Annotated in this window: 19 protein-coding genes and 3 tRNA genes; 10 read left to right on the top strand and 12 right to left on the bottom strand. The window is 34.5% G+C overall.

Translation table 11 applies throughout. The features are described 5' to 3' along the window. Positions 1 to 53 precede the first annotated feature (53 nt). Positions 54 to 3,194, top strand: coding sequence for a cytochrome c biogenesis protein CcsA (ccsA, locus tag CGC58_RS02815; protein ID WP_095895024.1), 3,141 nt, complete (start codon positions 54 to 56; stop codon positions 3,192 to 3,194). Between the two features lie 110 nt (positions 3,195 to 3,304). Here ccsA and CGC58_RS02810 read toward each other — a convergent pair whose 3' ends face one another. Continuing rightward, positions 3,305 to 3,610, bottom strand: coding sequence for a hypothetical protein (locus tag CGC58_RS02810; RefSeq protein ID WP_095895023.1), 306 nt, complete (start codon positions 3,608 to 3,610; stop codon positions 3,305 to 3,307). Positions 3,611 to 3,797: 187 nt separating this feature from the next. On the opposite strand from CGC58_RS02810, the gene CGC58_RS02805 reads away from it, so the two are divergent. Then, positions 3,798 to 4,580, top strand: a complete 783-nt coding sequence (locus tag CGC58_RS02805) for an endonuclease I family protein (RefSeq protein ID WP_095897084.1) — start codon at positions 3,798 to 3,800, stop codon at positions 4,578 to 4,580. Positions 4,581 to 4,634: 54 nt separating this feature from the next. On the opposite strand, the gene ftsY is transcribed toward CGC58_RS02805, so the two are convergent. From ftsY to CGC58_RS02780, 5 genes are all read right to left on the bottom strand, one after another. After that, positions 4,635 to 5,600, bottom strand: coding sequence for a signal recognition particle-docking protein FtsY (gene ftsY / locus CGC58_RS02800; protein ID WP_095895022.1), 966 nt, complete (start codon positions 5,598 to 5,600; stop codon positions 4,635 to 4,637). Between the two features lie 185 nt (positions 5,601 to 5,785). Then, positions 5,786 to 5,938: a DUF4295 domain-containing protein gene (locus CGC58_RS02795; protein ID WP_095895021.1), complete on the bottom strand. Its 153-nt coding sequence runs from the start codon at positions 5,936 to 5,938 to the stop codon at positions 5,786 to 5,788. An 8-nt stretch (positions 5,939 to 5,946) separates the two neighbouring features. Beyond that, on the bottom strand, positions 5,947 to 6,129 hold the full coding sequence (rpmG, locus tag CGC58_RS02790; RefSeq protein WP_042007879.1) for a 50S ribosomal protein L33: 183 nt from the start codon (positions 6,127 to 6,129) through the stop codon (positions 5,947 to 5,949). A 32-nt stretch (positions 6,130 to 6,161) separates the two neighbouring features. After that, positions 6,162 to 6,395: a 50S ribosomal protein L28 gene (gene rpmB / locus CGC58_RS02785; protein ID WP_095895020.1), complete on the bottom strand. Its 234-nt coding sequence runs from the start codon at positions 6,393 to 6,395 to the stop codon at positions 6,162 to 6,164. A 142-nt stretch (positions 6,396 to 6,537) separates the two neighbouring features. Next, positions 6,538 to 7,329 (bottom strand): HAD family hydrolase, encoded by a 792-nt coding sequence (locus CGC58_RS02780; RefSeq protein WP_095895019.1) that lies wholly within the window; start codon positions 7,327 to 7,329, stop codon positions 6,538 to 6,540. Between the two features lie 97 nt (positions 7,330 to 7,426). Between CGC58_RS02780 and recG the strand changes: the two genes are divergently transcribed. Next, positions 7,427 to 9,544, top strand: coding sequence for an ATP-dependent DNA helicase RecG (gene recG, locus CGC58_RS02775; protein ID WP_095897083.1), 2,118 nt, complete (start codon positions 7,427 to 7,429; stop codon positions 9,542 to 9,544). Positions 9,545 to 9,633: 89 nt separating this feature from the next. Here the strand turns inward: recG and CGC58_RS02770 are convergent. The 4 genes from CGC58_RS02770 to CGC58_RS02755 all read right to left on the bottom strand — a co-directional run bounded on the left by CGC58_RS02770 (position 9,634) and on the right by CGC58_RS02755 (position 11,237). Next, positions 9,634 to 9,708 (bottom strand) — tRNA-Val (locus CGC58_RS02770). A gap of 32 nt (positions 9,709 to 9,740) precedes the next feature. Next, a tRNA-Val gene (locus CGC58_RS02765) sits at positions 9,741 to 9,815 on the bottom strand. Positions 9,816 to 9,841: 26 nt separating this feature from the next. Next, positions 9,842 to 9,916: transfer RNA gene (locus tag CGC58_RS02760), tRNA-Val, on the bottom strand. 133 nt (positions 9,917 to 10,049) lie between these two features. Next, the gene (locus CGC58_RS02755; protein ID WP_095895018.1) at positions 10,050 to 11,237 is read right to left on the bottom strand and encodes a pyridoxal phosphate-dependent aminotransferase; all 1,188 of its coding nucleotides are present in this window, start codon (positions 11,235 to 11,237) and stop codon (positions 10,050 to 10,052) included. Between the two features lie 180 nt (positions 11,238 to 11,417). Between CGC58_RS02755 and rsmG the strand changes: the two genes are divergently transcribed. The 5 genes from rsmG to rplI all read left to right on the top strand — a co-directional run bounded on the left by rsmG (position 11,418) and on the right by rplI (position 14,924). Then, entirely contained in the window at positions 11,418 to 12,035 is a 618-nt protein-coding gene (gene rsmG, locus CGC58_RS02750; RefSeq protein ID WP_095895017.1) for a 16S rRNA (guanine(527)-N(7))-methyltransferase RsmG, read from the top strand. Positions 12,036 to 12,041: 6 nt separating this feature from the next. Continuing rightward, complete coding sequence (locus tag CGC58_RS02745; RefSeq protein ID WP_095895016.1) at positions 12,042 to 13,676, top strand: DUF6138 family protein; 1,635 nt, start codon at positions 12,042 to 12,044, stop codon at positions 13,674 to 13,676. Between the two features lie 77 nt (positions 13,677 to 13,753). Beyond that, on the top strand, positions 13,754 to 14,095 hold the full coding sequence (gene rpsF / locus CGC58_RS02740; RefSeq protein ID WP_095895015.1) for a 30S ribosomal protein S6: 342 nt from the start codon (positions 13,754 to 13,756) through the stop codon (positions 14,093 to 14,095). Positions 14,096 to 14,099: 4 nt separating this feature from the next. Then, positions 14,100 to 14,393, top strand: a complete 294-nt coding sequence (gene rpsR, locus CGC58_RS02735; RefSeq protein WP_018278818.1) for a 30S ribosomal protein S18 — start codon at positions 14,100 to 14,102, stop codon at positions 14,391 to 14,393. An 18-nt stretch (positions 14,394 to 14,411) separates the two neighbouring features. Then, positions 14,412 to 14,924 (top strand): 50S ribosomal protein L9, encoded by a 513-nt coding sequence (rplI, locus tag CGC58_RS02730; protein WP_095895014.1) that lies wholly within the window; start codon positions 14,412 to 14,414, stop codon positions 14,922 to 14,924. A 66-nt stretch (positions 14,925 to 14,990) separates the two neighbouring features. On the opposite strand, the gene CGC58_RS02725 is transcribed toward rplI, so the two are convergent. Both CGC58_RS02725 and CGC58_RS02720 read right to left on the bottom strand, forming a co-directional pair. Further along, positions 14,991 to 15,689 (bottom strand): ABC transporter ATP-binding protein, encoded by a 699-nt coding sequence (locus tag CGC58_RS02725; RefSeq protein ID WP_095895013.1) that lies wholly within the window; start codon positions 15,687 to 15,689, stop codon positions 14,991 to 14,993. Between the two features lie 49 nt (positions 15,690 to 15,738). Next, positions 15,739 to 17,220 (bottom strand): DUF5687 family protein, encoded by a 1,482-nt coding sequence (locus CGC58_RS02720; protein WP_095895012.1) that lies wholly within the window; start codon positions 17,218 to 17,220, stop codon positions 15,739 to 15,741. Between the two features lie 293 nt (positions 17,221 to 17,513). Here CGC58_RS02720 and CGC58_RS02715 point away from each other — a divergent pair, with 293 nt between their 5' ends. Together CGC58_RS02715 and CGC58_RS02710 are read left to right on the top strand one after the other, a co-directional pair. Then, entirely contained in the window at positions 17,514 to 18,692 is a 1,179-nt protein-coding gene (locus CGC58_RS02715) for a C1 family peptidase (protein WP_095895011.1), read from the top strand. An 8-nt stretch (positions 18,693 to 18,700) separates the two neighbouring features. After that, positions 18,701 to 21,106, top strand: coding sequence for a S9 family peptidase (locus CGC58_RS02710; protein ID WP_095897082.1), 2,406 nt, complete (start codon positions 18,701 to 18,703; stop codon positions 21,104 to 21,106). The last annotated feature ends 20 nt before the right edge of the window (positions 21,107 to 21,126 follow it).

The raw sequence follows: 21,126 nt of genomic DNA, 5'->3' as shown, positions 1-21,126 counted from the left end.
TTAAATCATATCTTTGTTGCTTAGGAAATATTGTATTCACATATCATATAATTATGTTAAAGTTACTTGCGAAATTTTTATTTTCAACCCGTTTGATGGCTGTGTTGTTTGTTGTTTTTGCTGTTGCATTGGCTTTGGGGACTTTTATTGAGAATGATTATGGCATTGATACTGCTCGTATTTGGGTGTATAATGCTTGGTGGTTTGAGCTGATTATGCTAATTTTTATGATTAATTTCATAGGAAATATCAAGCGTTACAGTTTGCTTAAAAAAGAAAATTGGGCGGTGTTGGTGTTGCATCTTTCGTGGGTTTTTATCATTGTTGGAGCGTTCATAACACGATATGTCAGCGATGAGGGAATTATATCAATTCGAGAGGGAGAAACAGTTGATTTTTATGTTTCTGACAGAACGTACGTTACTGTTTTCGTGGATGGTGAACATCAGGGAGACGGACTCAGACGTAGCAACCAAACTGAAGTTCTCTTCTCGCAACACTCCAATAATTCATATCATTGGAAATCAGATTTTAAAGGGAAAGATTTCGAAGTAAAATATAAAGAATTTATCCGTGGAGTTGAAGACGGATTTGTTCCGGATCCCGAAGGGGAAGGATATCTTAAATTGGTGGAGTCTGGTTCAGGCGGAAGGCACGAGCATTATTTGAAAGACGGAGAAATTAGTAATATTCACAATATTCTTTTTGCAGTGAATCGTCCTACTTCCGGAGCTATTAACTTGACAATTAATGAAGAAGGGTATTTTATTAATACTCCGTTCGAGGGTAATTATATGACAATGGCAACTCAGGAACAGACGCCAGTGCTTAAAGACAGCATTCAATCGTTTCATTTGCGGTCATTGTACGTTTTGGGGCAAACGCAATTTGTAATTCCTGAGCCAATGGTAAAAGGGCGTGAAGGAATTCGGAAACTACCTGAAAAAGAGGTTACTAAAGAAAGTCCGAATGCAGTTGTGTTTGAAGTAAAGTCAGGAAATGAAGTTAAAGAAGTTACTGTTTTGGGTGGTAAAGGTTCTGTAAATCCTCCTATGATGGTCAATTTGAATGGATTAGATTTTTACATAAGTTATGGCTCTCGCCGTGTTCAAATTCCTTTTTCTGTTACACTGAATGATTTTATTGCCGATAAATATCCGGGAACCGATAAAAGTTATTCGGCTTTCAAAAGTAAAGTTTCTGTAAAATCAGGAGAAGAGAAGTTTGATTATGATATATTTATGAATAACATATTGAATTACAAGGGATACAGAGTTTTTCAAGCACAATTTCATCCTGATGAAAAAGGTTCTGTTCTGTCCGTAAATCACGACTATTGGGGTACTCTTTTAACGTACATAGGTTACTTTTTGCTTTATGGCGGATTGATAGCCTTTATGTTTGTTGGAAAATCTCGATTTATCAGGCTCGCTCAGCAACTCAAAGAAATACAAGCTAAACGTGCAACTTTGCTTATTCTGTTATTTTTGATGGGAGGCACTTCTTTGTTTGCTCAACATTCAATGCGACCTACTGAAAAACAGATAGATTCCATTCTGAAAGCTACTACCGTAAGCAAACAGCACGCTAAGAAATTCGGGGAACTTGTCATTCAGGATGCAGGACGAATGAAACCTGTAAATACGTTTGCCTCTGAGCTTTTGCGAAAAATGAGCAAAGATGATACCTTCAAGGAAATGGATGCCAATCAGGTACTTGTTTCAATGATGTTAAATCCGATGGCTTGGTATTATGTTGATTTTATGTTTGTTAAAAAGCAAAATGATAGTCTTCATTCAATCTTAGGAGTTGAAAAAGGAAAGAAATATGTAAGTGCAGTTGATTTTTATGACGAAAAAATGAACTATAAACTTGCTCCTTTTTTGCAAGAAGCCTACGCTACAAACACTCCGAATCAATTCCAGAAGGATTTTAAGCAAGCAGATGAGCGTATGGGGCTGTTGAATCGTGCCTTATCTGGGGAAATTTTGAAAATATTTCCGCTTTTGGACGATGAAAATAACAGATGGGTATCAACACTCGAATTCCGTGAAAATACGAGTATTGTAAAAGATTCATTGTATGCTAATTTTATAAATGGTTCTGTACCTATTTACTTGAATATGCTTCGGGAGTCAGTACAAACGGGTGATTATACCAATCCCGATAAAATGTTAGATGCTTTTAAAAAGAATCAACAAAACCACGGAGGAGAGGTTTTACCTTCTGAAAATAAGATAAAAGCTGAGATTTTATACAATAAAGCTCATATTTTCAATCGATTATTTGAATGGTATTTGTATGTAGGAACATTTATGTTTGTGCTACTCATTGTTGATATTTTTTCAAAAAAGAAAATTGTCAGGATTGCTGTTACTGTATGTAAATATCTGATTTTTATTCTGTTTTCACTTCACACTTTGGGGCTTATTGGGCGTTGGTATATTTCGGGACACGCTCCTTGGAGTGACGCTTACGAGAGTATGATTTATGTGGCTTGGGCTACAATGGGCATTGGTTTACTGTTTGCAAAACGTTCTCCTTTGTCGCTGGCATCTACTACATTTGTAACTTCAATGATATTGATGGTAGCTCATTGGAATTGGATGGATCCTTCCATTGGAACGTTACAACCCGTGTTAAACAGCTATTGGCTAATGATTCACGTAGCGGTAATTGTGGGAAGTTACGGACCTTTTGCTTTAGGGGCAATTTTGGGAATTGTGTGTATGTTTTTGATGATTTTTACCAATAAAAATAATAAAGGAAAATTATCGCCAGCTATTCAAGAACTTCTGATTGTTAATGAATTAGCTTTAACGGTTGGTTTGGTAATGCTTACTATTGGAAATTTCTTAGGCGGAATGTGGGCAAACGAAAGTTGGGGACGTTATTGGGGCTGGGACCCGAAAGAAACGTGGGCTTTGGTTAGCATTATGGTCTATGCTTTTGTGATTCATATGCGATTGGTACCTGGTCTGCGAGGACGATGGGCATTTAGTTTTGCCAGCACGGTATCGTTTTTTAGCATTTTGATGACTTATTTCGGAGTGAATTTCTATTTGTCAGGATTGCATAGTTATGCAAGTGGAGACAAAATCATAACTCCTTCATTTGTATATTATTCGGTAGCTTTTGTACTTATTTTAGGAGCAGTTTCTTTCTGGAAATACCGATTGCACTACAAAAAATAATAATTCATTTTTACTAAAAATTGAAAGAAGAGTTTTTAGTCAAAAACGATTTAATAATACAAAAAAAGTTGGGATTGAACTCCCAACTTTTTTATTTTACGGCAGAAAGATTACTCATCATCATCAACAGAATCATCAGGTATTTCCAAAGCACCTGTGCCCAAATCATCACCTTCTCCTGAGATTGAGAAATCATCATCTTCATCAAAATTTTCCATTGTATCAGCCAATCGGGTACTCACTTTCACAAGATAAATAGTGTCCTCAGTTCGTACCTCTAAAGCTTCAACCGTTTCGTTCTTTGCATTTTTAAAGCGGATTACATCATCGTCACCATATCCATCAGGATACTTTTCTACCAACATTGACAAAATTTCATTCGTAAGTTTTTTATAATCAACTATTACGCGTTTCATAATTATCTCATTTTTTCGGAGGCTAATGTAATTCAAATTTTAGAATTACAAAATAAAAAAACAAAATTTTAAAAGTATTTTTATCTTATTATGAAATGTTTTAGTAATTCCGGTTTTTGTGTAAATTCATTTTTTGTTTTATTTGTATGAATTTTATACTTTTGTGAATAAAATTTCAAAAAATGAGATGATTATGGTTATAAAAGGAATAATTTTTACAATAATATTATTTTTATCGATATGTGGTAATTCGTCGTTTCCTGAACAAAAAAGAAATAGAAGCATAAAGAAAAACAATATTCCGTTTGAGTTAAGAGATTATTATAGTAGCGTTGATTTCTCAAAAAAAGGAATGAAACTTTATGAAGATTTGGCGGTATTGACCATTGAGAAGCACTCCAAATTTCTGAAATACTCGGAAAGACATAAATATCTTTATAAAGCAGATCGTTCAGATAACAATTCGGAAAAAGTCGTTTTGATTTACACGGGAGAAGAACGTTTTTGGAAGGAGTATGAAGGAAATAAGGAATATTCGCCCAATACATTCAATACAGAACACGTGTATCCACGCTCAAAGATTATCACACAGGCAGTTACAGATTTACATCATTTGAGAGTTTGTGATTCCAAAGTGAATAACAGACGTGGAAATTATCCTTTTACAGACGGAAAAGGAGTAGCTAAATTGGTGAATAAAAGTTGGTTTCCGGGTGATGAGTGGAAGGGAGATGTAGCCAGAATGGTTCTTTACTTGAATTTGAGGTATGCAGAGGAATTAAATGAAGAAATTTCAACGGGAGGCATTGATTTGTTACTAAAATGGAACGCAGAAGACCCAGTTTCATCAATTGAGAAAAACAGAAATGACGTGATTCAGCAAGCACAAGGAAATCGAAATCCTTTCATAGATAATCCTTACTTAGCAACTTTGATTTGGGGAGGATGCCAAGCTGAAAACCACTGGTAATAAAAAAAGCGTATTCAGAAGAATACGCTTTTTGTTATAAAATGTTCGTAAAATCTAAACATTAAAGAAAGAATCTACAAATTCATATTTATTAAAAATCTGTAAATCATCAATTCCTTCTCCCACACCAATATATTTTACAGGAATTTGGAACTGGTCGGAAATACCAATCACAACCCCGCCTTTGGCAGTTCCGTCTAACTTTGTGATTGCAAGTGCAGTTACGTTGGTTGCTTTAGTAAATTCCTTGGCTTGCTCGAAAGCGTTTTGCCCTGTAGAACCATCCAGAACTAATAAAACATCGTGAGGAGCATCCGGAATTACTTTTTGCATAACACGTTTCACTTTACTTAATTCGTTCATTAAGTTGATTTTATTATGCAATCTTCCTGCTGTATCAATGATTACTACATCTGCATTTTGGCTCATAGCCGAGGTCAAAGTATCATAAGCCACTGAAGCTGGGTCGCTCCCTAATTGTTGCTTCACGATAGGTACTTCAACACGGTCTGCCCATACTTGCAACTGGTCTATTGCCGCAGCACGGAATGTATCTCCTGCACCCAATACAACTTTTAATCCTTTCTTTTTGAATTGATTAGCTAATTTCCCGATAGTGGTAGTTTTTCCGGCTCCGTTAACGCCAACTACTAAAATCACGTATGGTTTTTTATTTGAAGGTACAGAAAAATCGGTTTCTTCTCCCATATTATTGCTTTCTGAAAGTAAACCAGCTATCTCTTCTTTTAAAATGGAATTTAATTCTTTTGTTCCTAAGTATTTATCTTTTGCAACACGTGTTTCAATTCGCTCAATAATTTTTAATGTAGTATTTACCCCCACATCACTTGCTATGAGAATTTCTTCCAAATTATCAAGTACCTCATCATCTACCTTTGATTTTCCAACAATAGCCTTGCCGAGTTTATCAAAAAAACTGTTTTTTGATTTTTCCAGTCCTTTGTCCAGCGTTTCTTTTTTTTCTTTTGAAAAAATGTTTTTTAAAAATTTTAGTGCCATTTTTTATTAATTTGAGATCAAAAAATGATATAAAAGAAAAGGGAATTTAAAAGTACCCTTCAAAAATTTCCGCTAAAATACAAAAAAAAGTATATAAAACGATGATTCTTAAAAATCTTTGCTGATTACAAATGCAAAAAGCTGTCTCACGACAGCTTTCGTTATTATAAATAGAGAAAATTAAATTATTTCTTTTTCAAAAATTCATCTACTAGTTCAGGAGACATAACGCTTTCAACAAAAGTGTAGGCACCTGTTTTAGGAGATCTAACCATTTTAATGGCTTTTGTCAATTTTTTTGATTTTCCCTGTAATGTTGCTACTGTTTTCTTTGCCATGACCCTTATTATTTAATTTCTTTATGAACAGTTACTCTTTTCAAGATAGGATTGAATTTTTTTAGTTCCAATCTATCAGGTGTATTTTTTTTATTCTTTGTTGTGATGTAACGAGATGTTCCTGGCATACCAGATTCTTTATGCTCAGTACATTCCATAATAACTTGTATTCTATTTCCTTTCTTAGCCATTGTACTATGTGTTTTATGTTTTTAAGATACTACTAAATGTACCCTTTGCGTTCAATTTCTTTTAAAACTGCGTAAATACCTTTTTTGTCAATTGTTTTCATCGCAGATGCCGATACTCTCAATGTAATCCAACGGTCCTCTTCAGGAATGTAGAAACGTTTAGTTCTTAAGTTTACGTTGAATTTACGTTTTGTTTTGTTCATTGCGTGAGATACGTTATTTCCCACCAAAGCTTTTTTACCTGTTAATTCACAAACTCTAGCCATTTTTCTCTATTTCTATTATTATAAAATCTTAGTTAATCAAAATCAGGGTGCAAATTAACGCACTTTTTTTGAAACTGCCAAATTATATCTGATATTTTTTGAAGAAAAGGTATGATTTTTGAGCATATAAGCAAAGTTGAGCTTACATATTGTTTAATAATTCCTCAATTTTTCTCATCACACCTTCATTATCGTTGTCGTAGTCTGTTACGAAAGAAGCAATTCTTTTTACCTCTGGTTCAGCGTTTTTCATCGCGTAGCTGAATTTTGCAGTTTGCATCATTTCAATATCATTCATTTGGTCGCCAAAAACAAGAGTTTGTTCAGGAGTTATATTCCATAATTTTTGCAATTCGCTCAAAGCTAATCCTTTATTTACTTTTTGGTTGGTAACATCAAGCCAAAAATTACCAGAAATAACTACATTAAAATCTTTTGAAAAACTTTTCAATTGCGGATAAGAATTCAGTTTGGGAGTTTTTTCATCACAGATTGAGATTTTGAAAACAGTATCGTCAATTGCTGAAAAATCCGTAACTCTTTGATAAGAAGGATAATGCCGAAGGATTTCTTCAAGAATACTATCAGAATTGGTTTTGATATAGGCTTTTTTCTTCCCGCAAACAACCGTTCCAATATTTTTGATTTGCTCGCAAACTTCCAAAATAGGTTTTATTTCATTGATTTCTAACGGGATTTCATACAATTCTTGTCCTTTGAATTTAGCAAGAGCCCCGTTATCCGACACGAAACCAATTTCAGAGGCAATCGGTTCAAAAAGTTGCTCAAGGCTTTGCATTTGTCGTCCGCTGGCGGCACAAAAACGAATATTTTTTTCTTTGATTAGATTGAAAATTCTCCAAAAACTGTCAGGAATTTCTTTTTTGCTATTTACCAAAGTGCCATCAATGTCCGATACAATTAATTTTATCATAAGTTTTTTTTGCAAAGGAACGACTTTTTTCAATAAAAGATATATTTTTGCCACAAGGATTTGCTTGTTTTTACGAAATTTTTTAAAGAATCAAGTTATGAGAAATTCAGAAATTTTACATACTCCTATTGTATGTCTTCGAGGGGTTGGAGCACAACGTGCTGAGCTTCTGAAGAGTGAATTGGGTATTTTTGAGTTTCAAGATTTGTTAAATTTATTTCCCTTCCGATATATTGACAGAACTCGGTTTTATAAAATCAATGAATTACAGAATAATAGCTCCGAAGTTCAGATAATAGGAAAGATAATTCACTTAAAAACAGTGGAATCCACCTCTCGAAAGAATATGAGTCGCTTAGTTGCAACATTTGTAGATGACACAGGCTCAATGGAATTGGTTTGGTTCAAAGGCTTGAAATGGATGCGAGATTCGTTGAAAATCAATGAACCTTATGTTATTTTCGGGAAGGTAAATCCTTTCAATGGTGTTTTTTCAATGGCACATCCGGAAATGGATTTATTGAAAGATTTTGATAAAAACTTAGGAGGAAGCATTCAGCCAGTGTATCCATCTACTGAGAAGCTAACAAAAAAAGGAATTAGCAATCGGATAATGAGGCAGTTGGTGCAAAATTTGTTTGAAGATGTCGGAAATGCATTTTACGAAAGTTTGCCACAAACCATAATTTCTTCTCTCAATTTAGTTTCTAAGTCAGAAGCTCTTATCAATGTCCATTTTCCTAAAAATCAGGAATTACTTACAAAAGCTATCTTTCGGCTGAAATTTGAAGAACTTTTTTATATTCAATTGCAATTAGTTCGGAAAAATATTCTTCAAAAACAGAAAATAAAAGGTTTTCCATTCGATAGAGTAGGGGAGAATTTTACGAATTTTTATAAGAATCACCTGCCTTTTCCCTTAACAAATGCACAAAAACGCGTTTTGAAAGAAATCCGAAATGATTTGGGAAGTAATGCTCAGATGAACAGGCTTTTACAAGGAGATGTCGGTTCGGGAAAAACAATTGTGGCACTGATGACAATGCTTCTGGCGGTGGATAATGGCTTTCAGGCTTGTTTGATGGCTCCTACGGAAATCCTTGCTAATCAGCACTTTCAGGGGATTTCAGATTTATTGAAAAGTACAAACGTTAAAGTAGCATTATTAACGGGGTCAAGCAAAACAAGTGAACGAAAAGAAATTGATAATCAGTTGCAAAGCGGAGAACTTTCTATTTTGATAGGAACACACGCTGTTTTAGAAGATAAGGTGATTTTCAATAATTTAGGCTTAGCAATTATTGACGAACAGCATCGCTTTGGAGTAGCACAACGCTCAAAACTTTGGAGGAAAAATCACATTCCGCCGCATATTTTGGTAATGACCGCCACGCCAATTCCTCGAACGCTGGCAATGAGCGTGTATGGCGATTTGGATATTTCGGTGATTGATGAGTTGCCACCAGGCAGAAAGGCAATAAAAACGATTCATCAATTTGAAAATAACAGAACAAAGGTGTACGAATTTGTTAAAAGTGAGATTGACAAAGGCAGGCAAGCTTATGTGGTATATCCTTTGATTGAAGAATCGGAAGTGCTTGATTTTAAAAATCTTAATGAAGGTTATGAATATATTTCGAGTAGCTTTCCGTTGCCAAAATACAGAGTTTCAATAGTTCACGGGAAATTGAAGCCAGCCGAAAAAGATGCTGAAATGGAAAAGTTTGTAAAAGGTGAAACTCAAATAATGGTTGCGACAACAGTGATTGAAGTGGGAGTAAACGTGCCAAATGCTTCGGTGATGGTTATAGAAAGTGCGGAACGTTTTGGGCTTTCACAATTGCACCAATTGCGTGGACGTGTAGGAAGAGGAAGTGAGCAAAGTTATTGTATATTGATGACTGGCAATAAGTTAGGAAGTGATACACGTACTCGAATAGAAACGATGGTTAATACGAATGACGGATTTGAAATTGCTGAGGTAGATTTAAAGTTGAGAGGGCCGGGAGATTTGATGGGAACTCAACAAAGTGGAGTTTTATCCTTGAAGATTGCCGATATTGTAAAAGATCAAGATTTACTTAAAATCGCTCGTTATCAGGCAATTGATTTGCTGAAATCCGATGCTAATTTAGAGAAACCAGAAAATAGAATGGTGGCTTATACGCTATATCAATTACATAAACATAAAAATATCTGGACGCATATTTCCTAAGAAAAGTTTAATTTTTGATAATCGGAAAGATAAATAGGGAAAGATACTGAAATAAAAAAACTCCAAAGTATGAAACTTTGAAGCTTTTGTGGGTCCTACTGGATTCGAACCAGTGACCCTCTGCTTGTAAGGCAGATGCTCTGAACCAGCTGAGCTAAGAACCCTAAAGAATAACATTAAAAAAATTCTAATCAAGTGGGTCCTACTGGATTCGAACCAGTGACCCTCTGCTTGTAAGGCAGATGCTCTGAACCAGCTGAGCTAAGAACCCCAATGATATGAAAAAATTCGACTAAGTGGGTCCTACTGGATTCGAACCAGTGACCCTCTGCTTGTAAGGCAGATGCTCTGAACCAGCTGAGCTAAGAACCCTTAGTGCTTTATTGCGGGTGCAAATATAGCACAACTTTTTTAAATTACAAATTTTTAATCGTTTTTATTTTCTAAAACAGAAACAAAGTGATTTTTCGTGTTCTTAATAATACTGATTATTAGGGTTTTTTGTTTAGGAACAAACTTCTTTAATTCGTTTTATAGCCTCACGAAGTTCTTTTTCAGAAGCAGCGTACGAAATTCGGATGCATTTATCATCTCCGAAAGCCTCGCCTGTAACGGTTGCCACTCCGGCTTCTTCCAGTAAATAAAGTGAAAAATCGGAGGCAGAATTGATAGCTTTTCCGCGTAATGTTTTTCCGAAGAAATATGAAATATCAGGAAAAACGTAGAAAGCTCCTTCAGGAACATTTAATTTGAATCCTTTTACATCGCTCAGCAAATCTAAAACCAAATCACGACGTTTTTTAAATTCATCAATCATATATTGAATTTTGCTTACAGGAGCTTTTACAGCAGCAATTGTAGCCCGTTGAGCGATGGAATTTGCTCCGCTGGTAATTTGTCCTTGCATTTTCGTACACGCTTTGGCAATCCATTCGGGAGCACCAATGTAACCGATACGCCATCCTGTCATAGCAAATGCTTTCGATACGCCATTAACAGTGATGGTTCTGTCGTACATCCCGTCAATTTCAGCGAAACTTGTATGATTTCCTACAAAATTGATATGTTCGTAAATTTCATCAGAAAGGATAAAAATATTTGGGTATTTTCGAAGTACTTTTGCTAAGCCTTCCAATTCTTCCCGACTATATACCGAACCACTTGGATTACAAGGCGAATTGAACCAAACCATTTTTGTTTTTGGTGTGATGGCTGCCTCAAGTTGTTCCGGAGTGATTTTAAAATCATTTTCGATGGTAGTATGAACTTCAACCGGAACGCCTTCTGCAATTTTTACGATATCTTTATAACTTACCCAGTAAGGTGCCGGAAAAATCACCTCATCGCCGGCATTTATCATTACCAAAGCTACATTCGCCAAGCATTGTTTTGCTCCGGTTGAAACACTGATTTGTGAAGGCTTGTAAATCAAATTGTTATCACGTTTGAATTTCTCACAAATAGCTTCTTTCAAATCAGCATATCCATCCACGGGAGAATATTTGCTGTAATTTTGGTTAATAGCCTTAATAGCAGCTTCTTTAATGAAGTCAGGAATATTAAAATCGGGTTCGCCCAAACTTAGCCCGATGATGTCTTTTCCTTGCGATTTCAGCTCACGTGTCTTTGCCGCCATAGCCAATGTGGCAGAGGTTTCCATATTGTTAATTCGGTCAGATAAAAATTGTTGCATAATTTAAAATATTAGTCTTAAAGTCGCAAAGTTACGTAATTTTTTAAAGTATTTATTTAAAAACATATCAAAAAATTAATACTTTTGCGTTTAGTTTTTTGCAGAAATAATTTAGGTAAGAAAAATCAAAAACACGAAATCTTTTGCCAAATTATATTCTTCTTTTTTAAAATAAATCAAATGGAACTTATCAGCAAATATTTCAAGAACTTAACAGAAAAACAAATCGCTCAGTTTGAAAAATTGAAACCTGTGTATGAGCAGTGGAATGCCAAAATAAATGTGATTTCCAGAAAGGATATGGACTTATTTTACGAGCGACACGTTTTGCATTCGTTGGCAATAGCAAAGGTAATGCCCTTTCTTCCTGATAGTGAAGTTCTTGATGTGGGAACGGGAGGCGGTTTTCCGGGAGTTCCGTTGGCGATTCTGTTTCCGCAGACAAAATTTACTTTGGTTGATTCTATCGGGAAGAAAATAAAAGTAGTGGAAGAAGTTTGTAAAGAGCTTGATATTGATAATGTTACGTCAATTAATAGTCGTGTGGAGCAAATCGATAAAAAGTTTGATTTTGTTGTAAGTAGGGCTGTGACGCAAATGCCTGAATTTGTGAAGTGGGTGAAAGGAAAGATAAAGAAAAGTTCGAAACATTCGTTGGATAATGGGATTTTATACTTGAAAGGAGGCGATTTAACTGAGGAGTTGGCCTCTTTTAAAAATGTACATTTGTACGAAATATCTGATTTTTTTTCGGAAGAATTTTTTCAAACCAAAAAAGTAGTTTACCTTAAAAATTAAAATTTTATGAATCAAGAACAACAAAAAAATATTGTAAAGCAAATATTTGATGGTGTGAAATTTGTCTTCGAAGCAAAGAAGAATCAATACAAAGGTGAAAAACCATATTCAAAGTGTCGTATTCAGGAAGGATATTTTGATTATTTGCGAATTTCAGTCTTAAAAAACGAAGTTAAATATTCGCTTTATGATTTTAGTTGGGATTCTTATGAACATAAATTGAAAATTTCCGAATTAGATAGCATTTTTAAAGCTGATTTTGCTATTATTGCAAAAGAAATTGCGGAAAAAGTACAACATTTTTTCTTGGATTCAACAAATCAACCTCTTTTTCAATATAAATTAAGATTGATTTTGGACTTTGAAAGCAAAATGAATGATGTAAACGGAAAACCTTTACTTTTAGCTGACCGAATTTATTCTGAAACTTTCTATTTTGAGGACATCAATCGTAAAACAGAACTTCAAAATGTACTGAAAGATTATATTCAAAAGTTAGTTTTTGAATCAAAAATAAAGGTAAAAAACGAACGTGAAGTTAGAGTTCTCTGTGATCATTTAACTGATTTTGGTTTGATGGAATGTTCGGAAAGTGAAACCATAGAAATCATTGAAAAATTATTTGGAATAATGCAACTTTCTGAAAATAAATCTCTTTTTTCCGATTTTAAAAGTAGTATCATTTTTAATTTAAGAGAATGGTCGGAAAAGGAATTTTTACCTCTGTATTGTGATGTAGTGGGCAATGATTGGAGTAAGGAATATGTACTGAAAAAAGATTTTTCGTTTGAAAACATAAATGAAAATAAGCTGGAACTTTATGTGTATCAGGCATATTTGAAAATAAAACATAAAGACGGTTATGTTCAGTTTGCTCAGCAAGAATTGCAACGTGCAGCTAAAGATTTTGGTTCGGTAAAAGCTCAAATGTATCTCAAAAAAGGAACAGGAACGCTTCCCGATTCACTCATTTATTTTAAGGATACAGACTTGGAATGCAAAGCTAACGATGTATTTGCACAAGTGGAAATTAAATTGAAAAACGAAACTGCTGATAGTTATGGCAAAGCACTTGATTTTTTGATTAAATTGCTAAAAGGAGGATTTTCAGAGAGTTATTACATCAAGTTTTCGTCCAAAGGAGAGAAGAAATTTTTGCCGATTAAGGGGCTTGCCAAGTCTGCCACACACCGATTTTTTGCTCAAGCTCTTCAATTTGCCGAATTGTATCCGAAGTTAGAACAATACGCTCAAACAGCAATGAAAGAGTTTGAATGGTATGAAGATGTTGAGGAAGGTGAAAAAAGTTGTATGCCAGGTTCTTATGTCGTTTTTGGCTTAGGATTGCAAAGCGAAAAATATTTTCCGTTAGTAAAAAAATATCTTGATGTGGTTGATGATGAACATCAGTTGGTGCATTATGATTTTCTGGAGGCATTTATTGAAAAGTGGGGAATTACAGAAAAATCGTTACCTATTATTTGTAAAGGAGCTTTGTCGGGGCAATTTCAAAAACCTTTCAAAAATATTTCAAAACAAATGAAAGAAGAATATAAAGAATTGATAGATAGTTTTTTATTGAAACGAAAACCTCACGAAAAAGAAATTATTGAATATATGATTTTTGGAAAAAGAAGATAAAGCAACGGAAAACTTTGTAGTTTCAGAAAAAAGTATTACTTTTGCCCCTTGAATTTTTAATATATAATAATAAACTTATGAATCATTACGAAACTGTTTTCATTTTGAATCCCGTTTTATCTGAACAACAGATAAAGGAAGCAGTAGAAAAGTTTGAAAATTTTCTTACAGCAAGGGGAGCAGAATTTGTAGCAAAAGAGAATTGGGGCTTGAAAAAATTGGCTTACCCTATCCAAAACAAAAAAAGTGGTTTCTATCACTTGTTTGAGTTCAAAGTAGCTGGTGAAGTTATTGATGCTTTTGAATTGGAATTCAGACGTGACGAGCGTGTAATGCGTTATTTAACAGTGAAATTGGACAAACACGCTGTTGCGTGGGCTGAAAAAAGAAGAGTAAAGTTGAACACTAAAAAAGCGTAAGGAAATGTCAATCGAACAACAAGCAAAAGGAAAAAAAGATGGAGAAATTAAGTATTTAACTCCATTAAACATAGACACTTCAAAACAAAAAAAATACTGTCGCTTTAAAAAATCAGGAATCAAGTACATCGATTACAAAGATGCTGATTTCTTGTTGAAATTTGTGAACGAACAAGGTAAATTGTTACCAAGAAGACTTACAGGAACTTCTTTGAAATATCAACGTAAAGTTGCTGTTGCTGTGAAAAGAGCACGTCACTTAGCATTAATGCCTTACGTAGCAGATTTATTAAAATAATAAAAAGGAGTAGATACTATGGAGATTATATTAAAACAAGACGTACAAAACTTAGGTTTTAAAGACGATGTCGTAACAGTGAAAAATGGTTACGCTCGCAATTACTTAATACCACAAGGATTCGCAATTTTAGCTACTCCATCGGCTAAAAAAGTATTGGCTGAGAACTTGAAACAAAGAGCTTACAAAGAGCAACATATCGTTGATGAGGCTAAAAAAGTAGCTAAATCATTAGGTGCTTTGACAATGAAAATCATTGCAAAAGTAGGTTCAGGAGATAAATTGTTTGGATCAATCAATAATTCTGACTTAGCAGAAGAATTAGCAAAAGCAGGTCACGCAATTGATAAGAAATTTATCACAATTGCAGGTAATACAATCAAAAGAACAGGAAAATATACAGCTTCTATCCGTTTGCACAGAGAGGTTGTTGTCGATTTCCCGTTTGAGGTTGCTGCTGAAATTCAGAAAGTTGAAAAACCAGCTGAGAAACCTGTTGAAAAATCAGAAGAAAAAACAGAAAACGAATAAGAGTATTATTTAGTTAATATCAAAAAAACACCTACAAGTATTTGTTTTGTAGGTGTTTTTTGGTTTTTAGTCAATTTTGAAAAAAGTTTCCAATTCTTTGAGTGTTTCTTCAGAAGTTTGGATATCTTTAACAATTAGCCCTTTGTTTAAAACTACAATTCGGTCTGAAACTTCTACGGTATGCAGTAAATCGTGGCTCGAAATAAGGATTGTAACTTCTTTATTTTCAGTTAATTCTTTAATCATTTTTTTAAGTCGAATTTGAGTGGTAGGATCTAAATTAGCGAAAGGTTCATCAAGAATGATAACCTGAGGATTCCCGATGAGAGAAGCGATTATTCCTACTTTTTTCTGATTTCCTTTGGATAAATCTCTCAAATATTTTTGTTTTCCTAAAATTTCGTCGTTAAAAAAATCGCTGTATTTTTGGATATGGTTGTCAATATCTGCTTTATTTTGCCCGCGAATTTCTCCTATGAAATAAAAATATTCTTCTGCGGTTAAGTATCCGATTAGGAAACTTTCATCAATAAAAGCTGATGTGAATGGTTTCCAATTTTCACTGATATTGACCTGAATTCCATTATTTGTAATATTGCCAGTTGTGGGCTGAATAAGGTCGAGCAATAAACTGAAAAAAGTTGTTTTTCCGGCACCGTTGTTCCCAACAAGACCAAAACTTTCTCCTTTTTTTATGGTCAAATCAGGAATGTTGAGTACAGTTGTGCCACCGTATGTTTTGCTAAGATTTTTTACTTCAATCATATTTTGTAATTTTTATGAGATGATAATTAAAGGTTGATTCTATTCTAACTTACTGAATTTCTTTGAATCCGCTTATGGCGATGTATTTTCTTGATTTATATTTCTTTACAATGATGTTCATAAAATAATTTCTGAAAACCAGACCTATGATTCCTATCAAACCAAGAACTATGGAAGCAATCGTATTATCAAAGAAAATACTAACAACAAGCCATAAAATTATGGGAATGAGTAGTATAGGTAACGAAACAATCCACTGTGCCATTCCTGTACCTTGATAATTTCCAAAACCACGTTTATCCAAATCGATACGTTTTTTGTTATAAGCTCCTAAGAAAAGAACGGAAGGAACTCCAATTCCAATATTGTAAAGAGCACAAGATGTGTTGATTAGAAAAATATGTTTGCCGAAATAAATGTAAGGAGTTGAAATGATAAATGCAATAATAATTGAAAAATAGAACAATACAGCCTTTGAGTTTAAATATTGCTTTAATGAGATGTTTTGTGACATTAGCATCGAATAATATGCACTGTCCCAGGCGGGTACGAATTGTCCGAAATTAATCAAAAATGTTCCCGTTACGAAAATGCCAACAAAAACATAAAAATATTGCGTATCTTTAAAAGATGGATTTGGATAAAATATCAAGCCATAAAACACGAAAATCAGGCAAGTCCAAAAAACAGATTTGGTGCGTTTGTTACGCCAAATGAGTTTTAAGTCAAGTTGTAAGAAAGGAGCAATATTTCCAAATCGTTTTAGCCATTCAAAGTTTGATGTACTGACTTTCTCGGTTTTTCCTTTTAGGGCGGAATCCAGATATAAAGTTTTTGATAAGTTATTGAAATTCAGTGTGTAAATTCCTAAAGTTGATATTATAGGAATAACAGCCAAAAAAGGATAATCAAGCAATAAATTGAATGATTTTCCAATAAATTTCGTGGTGCTAAATATGTTGAAATATTCTAAAGCTATGAGAATCAGAATGCTTCTTGCATAAGGAAGTAAATCTTTTAGATTTTCACCAAATTTTTTAATCAAAATGAAATTTGTGAAATTTGCTAAAAAAACCAGTGCAAACATTGCAATCCACCAACAAAAAACGGTTAGAAACGAATAATCTTCTGAAAAAATAACCCATATTCCAAACGGAATAAAAATTAAAGGTGCAAACAGATTAAAAGGAGAAAAAATGGTTTTTGCAAGTACGTAGTGAATGATTTTATTGCGATGTATATTGTTTATTAACAAAGGTTTAATGTTCATAACAGGCAACGATTGAAACATAAAACGAATTGTTAATTCCCACAAAAGCCAAATCGCAATAAAATTGTTAAAAACGTGCATTGGTTGTTGTTGTGGAAAAGTCTCTTTCAAAACAGGATAAATGGTGATTCCTATTAAAAGAGCGGCACTCAGAAAGTAAATAGCGACAAAAGCCATAAAAATCTTCAAAGCAAGGCTTCTCCCAAAACTTGCCGAACGCGTGAAAGATTTCCATTCGAGGGTTAAAAAATATTTAAACATAAAAATATTATATTAAAATATGTAAAAGACAAATGTAAATAAAAATTTGAATAAAATGCTTTTCAACAGGAAAAAATATATTCGGAGCCGTTGCGGTTTTTGTTCAATATGCACTCGGATTTATAAAATTTCTTTTCAGTTTAACAAGATTAAAAATTTTGGACAGCAAACGGCTGTTGATTTTTATATTTCACAGTAAAGGTTTAGGGCTAAATGCAGTTATTACTTTAATTCTTTGAATTTTTCAACATTATCTTCTATATTTGTGGGATAAAAAATAAATTTAATTTCAAATGAAAAAAATAGCATTATTTATTGCTTTCGGAACTTTTTTTACAGTTTCGGGACAAGACAATCTGATTAACGCAGTAGCTGGAAATCAGAGTGAAAAGTCGGGATTTAAGTTTACACCCGTGATTAATCTGGAACGAATGGAAGTGAAAGACCAAGGAAGTAGTGGCACGTGTTGGAGCTATGCTGGGGCTTCTTTCTTGGAAAGTGAGATGAGCCGAATGGGGAAAAAACCTGTGGATTTGGCTGAAATTTTTACAGCGAGAAACACATACATCGAAAAAGCCAAGCAATATGTACGCTTTCACGGAAATTTGGACTACGGCGATGGAGGCGAACTGCACGACATTATTAATATGTACGCAAAATACGGAGCTGTACCCCAGTACATTTATTCGGGCTTGAACTACGGAACTACACGCAACAACTTTTCTGAAATGCAAGCCGCTCTGAAAGGTTTTTTGGAAGGATTGGTAAAACGTCCTAAGATTAAAAACCTGACTCCGAATTGGGAAAAAGCCTTTACCGCAGCCATTGATGCGTATCTGGGTGAAGTTCCTGAAACATTTTTATTCGGAAATAAAAAGTACACACCACAAACTTTTGCCAAAGAAGTGGTAGGCATCAATCCTGATGACTATATCGAAATGCTTTCATATGAAGACCAACCAAAATACAAAAACGTACTGATGGCTGTGCCTGACAATTGGAGTTTTGACCAAGCTTACAATGTTCAAATGACTGATTTTGTAAAAATTATAGACAATGCATTGAAAAAAGGGTTTACCATTGCTTGGGCTTCGGACGTGAGTGAACGTTATTTCAGTTGGAAAAACGGAGTGGCATTCGTTCCCGAAAAAAACTGGGAAGAAATGACTATGGAAGAACAAAAAACATTGTTCGACAATCCTCCAATGAAAGAAAGAAATATCACTAAAGAAATGCGTCAGAAAGCATTTGATAATTATGAAACTACCGATGACCACGCAATGCACATCGTTGGGCTTGCTAAAGACCAAAACGGAAGAGAATACTACATCGTGAAAAATTCGTGGGGAGTAAGCAACGACCATCAAGGATATTTGTACGTGACTAAAGCTTTCGTTACCTACAAAACTACGGCTATAATGCTTCATAAAGATGGTGTTCCTGCTGATGTTTTGAAGAATTGGAAAAAATAATCAAGGATATGAAAAAAATTATTTCATTAATGCTCGTTTCTTCAATGAGTTACTTAACAGCACAAGAAAATCTGACATATCAAAAACCGTCAGAAGAAATTTTGCAATTAGCTGATTTTGAAAGAGCTCCATCGGTTATGATGAATAACCAACGTACGTGGATGGTTTTCAGCTATCGTTCTACCTACTTAAGTTTGGAGCAGTTAAATCAAGAGGAAATCCGCTTGGGAGGTTTGCGTATGAACCCGAATATAAATGCCTCAAGTAGTTTGACTTACATCAATAATTTGAAGGTACAAAAAGTAGGAACGAAACAAGCTCAACAAGTGAAAAATTTGCCTGAAAATGCAAAAATTGCTTTCGTGAGTTTTTCTCCTGATGAAAAGAAAATGTCCTTTACTCACACAACTGAAAAAGGTTTGGAGCTATGGATACTTGATTTAGAGACTGCTACGGCAAGAAAGCTGAGCTCTACCTTGTTGAATGCCAATTTTGGAACGCCTTACACTTGGTCTCCTGATGGTTCTTACTTGCTTGTCAGAACGTTGATTGCCAATCGTCCTGCGTTGCAAAATGAAGCTAAAAGTGTTCCGAAAGGTCCTATTGTTTCAGTGGGAAGCGGCAAAGTTTCACAAAACAGAACGTACCAAGATTTGTTAAAAAATAAAATAGACGAGTTTAATTTTGAAGTTTTGGTTACTTCCGAGCTTAAAAAAATAAATTTGAATGGAGAAGAAAATTCTTTCAAAGGTGCGGGAATGTATCTTTCCGAAAATTTTTCTCCTGATGGAAAATATTTGCTGATAACTGAGCTTAAAAAACCATTTTCGTACATCGTTCCTTATCACAGATTTCCGAGAGAATCAAAGGTTTATGATGCTCAGAGACAAGAAGTTGCTAAAGTGAATAGCTTGCCATTGATTGAAAATATGCCAAAAGGATTTTCTTCAACGTACCAAGGAAAACGCTTTATGACTTGGCGTGCGGATAAGCCACATACGTTGTACTTTGTTGAGGCTCTGGATGGTGGAGACCAAAATCAGGAAGCCGATTTCCGCGATGAGGTTTTTCAGTGGGAAGCTCCTTTTGCTCAAGCTCCGGTTTCTTTAATAAAATTGAAACAACGTTTTCAGTCCGTTATTTGGGGAGATGAGGAAAATACATTGGTGTACGAGTCTTGGTATGATACACGAAATCAGAAAACTATTTTGTTGAATTTGAAAGAAAATACACAAAAAGTTATTATCGACAGAAATTCACAAGATGTTTATAACGACCCAGGTTTTCCTCAAATGATTAAAAATCAATGGAATAGATATGTTCTTCAAATTCAAAATGGAAAAACATATTGGTTAGGAGATGGTTACACTAAAGAAGGACAGTTTCCTTTCCTTGATGAGTTGGATTTGAGAACCTTGAAAAAGAATCGTTTGTACACATCAAAGTTGAAAAATCAGCAAGAAGAAATCATCGAACTTCTGGATACTAAAAAAGGTGATTTACTCGTTAGCATACAATCAGCGACGGATTATCCGAATTACTACATAAAAAATTACAAAAAAGGGAAAGCCACACAGCTTACTTTCTTCAAAAATCCGTTTGAATCATTGAAAGGCATTCATAAAGAAGTAATTAACTACACTCGGAAAGATGGTGTTGCCCTTAGCGGAACGTTGTATCTTCCTAAAAATTACGACTTTAAGAAGAAAGAAAAATTACCTTTACTCATTTGGGCGTATCCTCGCGAATATAAAAGTAAAGACACAGCCGGGCAAAGTACGGCAAATCCTAATGAATTTACATATCCGCATTATGGGTCGTTTATCTATTGGGTTACAAAAGGTTATGCTGTTTTGGACGATGCGGCTTTCCCAATTGTAGGCGAAGACACTCAAGAACCTAACGATACTTTCATTGAGCAATTGGTAGCCAACGGAGAGGCTGCAATTGATGCATTGGATAAATTAGGGTACATTGACCGTAAAAGAGTAGCCGTAGGAGGGCATTCTTACGGAGCGTTTATGACAGCTAACTTATTGACTCACTCTGATTTATTTGTTTGTGGAATTGCCAGAAGCGGTGCTTACAACCGTACACTAACGCCTTTCGGTTTTCAGTCTGAACAGAGAAATTATTGGGATTCTCCGGAAGTTTACAACACAATGTCACCATTTATGAACGCTCATAAAATGAAAAAGCCATTGTTGTTAATTCACGGTGCGGCGGATAATAACTCAGGAACATTTACTTTTCAAACCGAACGTTATTTCCAAGCACTCAAAAATTTGGGAGCTCCGGTGCGTATGGTGCTTTTACCGCTGGAAAGCCACGGATACAGAGCAAAAGAAAGTGTCCTACACACGCTTTGGGAACAAGATAAATTTTTGGAAGAAAATTTGAAAAATAGCAAATAATTTTCTGTAAATCAGTAATG

Source organism: Capnocytophaga stomatis (assembly GCF_002302635.1).
GTDB classification, from domain to species: domain Bacteria; phylum Bacteroidota; class Bacteroidia; order Flavobacteriales; family Flavobacteriaceae; genus Capnocytophaga; species Capnocytophaga stomatis.
The sequence above is the reverse complement of the archived record's forward strand: the minus strand, read 5'-3'. Positions and strand labels throughout refer to the sequence as shown.

What these genes read in the sequence shown, in the direction of transcription:
- rsmG (WP_095895017.1), top strand. Translation starts at nt 11,418, where the DNA reads ATGGAACTTATCAGCAAATATTTCAAGAACTTAACAGAAAAACAAATC.
- CGC58_RS02755 (WP_095895018.1), bottom strand. Translation starts at nt 11,237, where the DNA reads ATGCAACAATTTTTATCTGACCGAATTAACAATATGGAAACCTCTGCC.
- rpsF (WP_095895015.1), top strand. Translation starts at nt 13,754, where the DNA reads ATGAATCATTACGAAACTGTTTTCATTTTGAATCCCGTTTTATCTGAA.
- CGC58_RS02805 (WP_095897084.1), top strand. Translation starts at nt 3,798, where the DNA reads ATGATTATGGTTATAAAAGGAATAATTTTTACAATAATATTATTTTTA.
- ftsY (WP_095895022.1), bottom strand. Translation starts at nt 5,600, where the DNA reads ATGGCACTAAAATTTTTAAAAAACATTTTTTCAAAAGAAAAAAAAGAA.
- CGC58_RS02710 (WP_095897082.1), top strand. Translation starts at nt 18,701, where the DNA reads ATGAAAAAAATTATTTCATTAATGCTCGTTTCTTCAATGAGTTACTTA.
- CGC58_RS02720 (WP_095895012.1), bottom strand. Translation starts at nt 17,220, where the DNA reads ATGTTTAAATATTTTTTAACCCTCGAATGGAAATCTTTCACGCGTTCG.
- rpmB (WP_095895020.1), bottom strand. Translation starts at nt 6,395, where the DNA reads ATGGCTAGAGTTTGTGAATTAACAGGTAAAAAAGCTTTGGTGGGAAAT.
- rplI (WP_095895014.1), top strand. Translation starts at nt 14,412, where the DNA reads ATGGAGATTATATTAAAACAAGACGTACAAAACTTAGGTTTTAAAGAC.
- CGC58_RS02780 (WP_095895019.1), bottom strand. Translation starts at nt 7,329, where the DNA reads ATGATAAAATTAATTGTATCGGACATTGATGGCACTTTGGTAAATAGC.
- CGC58_RS02795 (WP_095895021.1), bottom strand. Translation starts at nt 5,938, where the DNA reads ATGGCAAAGAAAACAGTAGCAACATTACAGGGAAAATCAAAAAAATTG.
- rpsR (WP_018278818.1), top strand. Translation starts at nt 14,100, where the DNA reads ATGTCAATCGAACAACAAGCAAAAGGAAAAAAAGATGGAGAAATTAAG.
- recG (WP_095897083.1), top strand. Translation starts at nt 7,427, where the DNA reads ATGAGAAATTCAGAAATTTTACATACTCCTATTGTATGTCTTCGAGGG.
- CGC58_RS02810 (WP_095895023.1), bottom strand. Translation starts at nt 3,610, where the DNA reads ATGAAACGCGTAATAGTTGATTATAAAAAACTTACGAATGAAATTTTG.
- rpmG (WP_042007879.1), bottom strand. Translation starts at nt 6,129, where the DNA reads ATGGCTAAGAAAGGAAATAGAATACAAGTTATTATGGAATGTACTGAG.
- CGC58_RS02715 (WP_095895011.1), top strand. Translation starts at nt 17,514, where the DNA reads ATGAAAAAAATAGCATTATTTATTGCTTTCGGAACTTTTTTTACAGTT.
- CGC58_RS02745 (WP_095895016.1), top strand. Translation starts at nt 12,042, where the DNA reads ATGAATCAAGAACAACAAAAAAATATTGTAAAGCAAATATTTGATGGT.
- ccsA (WP_095895024.1), top strand. Translation starts at nt 54, where the DNA reads ATGTTAAAGTTACTTGCGAAATTTTTATTTTCAACCCGTTTGATGGCT.
- CGC58_RS02725 (WP_095895013.1), bottom strand. Translation starts at nt 15,689, where the DNA reads ATGATTGAAGTAAAAAATCTTAGCAAAACATACGGTGGCACAACTGTA.